The sequence below is a fragment of the Moorena sp. SIO3I6 genome (assembly GCF_010672095.1).
Map to the genome: position 1 here is coordinate 1 of NZ_JAAHHU010000907.1, position 1,976 is coordinate 1,976.

The window sequence follows — 1,976 nt, forward strand, 5'->3', positions numbered from 1 at the left end:
TGGAATTTCTGGCCGCAGAGTGAATCGGGAATCGGGAATCGGGAATCGGGAATCGGGAATCGGGAACATTATCAAAGAGTTGACATCTCCCCCGGCTAAAGCACGGGGGATTCTAAAAGGTTGTTACGCGGGAGGGTGAACCCGTCCCGCTCCACCTCTATAACGATATGATTTAGACAAGTGACTGAATAAATCGTATCGGTGTGGGACTGTCAAAGATCCCCTAGACACCTTGGCCAAGTTAAATGGCTGTGTGTTTACTTTTCTTAGGATGTTGGCAGCGCCGTTTGAATCGGCGTTGATCAACTTTCCTGAAGCAATCTGGTAAAGTCCGCGTCTTACTCGTTTGCCTGATGGTTTCCAGCACTCGGGTTTTTCACCGTATTTTGGCAAAGAATCACCATCCAAAAAAGACGCTTTACTGGTGTAGGACTCTTCCGTGACTATCAACTTAATGCCATACTCTAGACATAGATGCTTTAACCTTTCTATGAGCCTTTTAGTGGGAATAACGACAAACTTTTGATTCCCTTTCTTCCCCATATTGGAACAGATTTTCTGTCCTTCGTTCCAACCTATAACAAGATTACCAATCCTGTCGTTTAAGCAGCGGTTGACAATGAAACGGGCAGCCTTATTTACCGCGTCCCGCATCTGATTGTTTCGCTTTAATTGAATCCGGTCTAAAATTGAATCCCAGTATTTTTCTGGCTTACCGGACTTGTGTTTAGCAACTAGTCGAGCATATCCCTGATTCATCGCCTTGAGTTTTTTGCCATCTATAATGAAGCTTTTCCCAAGGGTGGAAACACAAGTCAGCCAGTTATCTCCCCCATGATCTATCCCCATGGCCTGGGAGTAGTCTAGATCGGAATTAGTATCTTCTATTGGCTTCTTTCCGTCATCTATCACCCAATCTATCCACAATTGACCGTAACTTGGGCGAATCGTTACCTCTTTCACCCAATCCGGGTCTATAAATTCTGGAGGAGTCAACGTTATCTGAGTAAGCAGTTCTGGCTTACTTTCCTTGCTAACAGAAGGGTAAAACAGTCCTTGTTTGTAAGTGAGAGCTTGTTTTGGGAAGGTGACGGCAGCGAATCCTCCTGATTTGCGGTACCGAGGAAACCTAGGTCTATCAACTTCTCCTTTGTAATATAGCCCCACTAGCTGGTTGTAACTTTTAATTGCTTCCCCTACTGCCTTTAAGGTTTGTTGAGCAGATTGAGCCGCCATCGCCCTATAGTGAGGCGACATTTTTAAGGCTTTATCTATCTCGGGGTATTTAACCCCACATTTATAGGTTTTCCAACCTGCCTTTAATTCATCCTTTTTCCAATAAGTAGTGTAAGCTTCTTGCTCTTCTAACCATTGATAATGTTTCTGTTTTGAGTAATAAACAGCGCAATTAAACAGGCTATTAGACTGCTTACACTGAAATTCCCAAAAAGCTCTTTCCTCATCCGAAAAGACAGCTTTTATTGGTATAATTCTATACATTTTGACAACATCGACCTGTTTGTTATCATGTATTTAGTCTATGCGCATACTCCAAGAATGTCAAGTCAAACTCAGAAAAAGTCAAAGAAAAAGATGAAAGGGATCCCTGTCCTTTACGATGAACTAAAAAGACCACACAATGTCATGTTTACAGACAGTGTGTGGAAGTGGTTACAGTTATCAGCTAAAGAGTCTGGAACTAGTGTTGGGGAGTTTATAGAGCGCTGGGCTAGAAGTCAAATTGAGGACACGACTGGATAAATCCAGTCTCTCTTTTTCATCCCCCGGCTAAAAGCACGGGGGTTCTCAAATTTCAGGAAGTTTTGATAGGATATGATATACCGATAATTCCTCCCCACCCGTCGCAGGGATGGGGATTCCCAGGCACAGCCGTGGGCGACTGTTATCGACCTGGGCGTGACTTTCCCGCGCACCGAACGCGCCCCGCGTGGCCTATGGCCAGGGTAGCTGAGTAG

General features: G+C 44.4%; 2 protein-coding genes. Both read right to left on the minus strand.

Annotation, left to right across the window (positions count from 1 at the left end):
• Nucleotides 1–123 precede the first annotated feature (123 nt).
• Complete coding sequence (locus tag F6K49_RS44270) at nucleotides 124–1,500, minus strand: transposase (RefSeq protein ID WP_293108273.1); 1,377 nt, start codon at nucleotides 1,498–1,500, stop codon at nucleotides 124–126.
• Between the two features lie 236 nt (nucleotides 1,501–1,736).
• Nucleotides 1,737–1,976 (minus strand): hypothetical protein (locus F6K49_RS44275; RefSeq protein ID WP_293108276.1); only part of this gene is annotated, 240 nt, incomplete at its 5' end.

Bases quoted from the DNA above. Each gene is read 5' to 3' on its own strand.
- F6K49_RS44270 (WP_293108273.1), bottom strand. From the start codon at position 1,500: ATGTATAGAATTATACCAATAAAAGCTGTCTTTTCGGATGAGGAAAGA.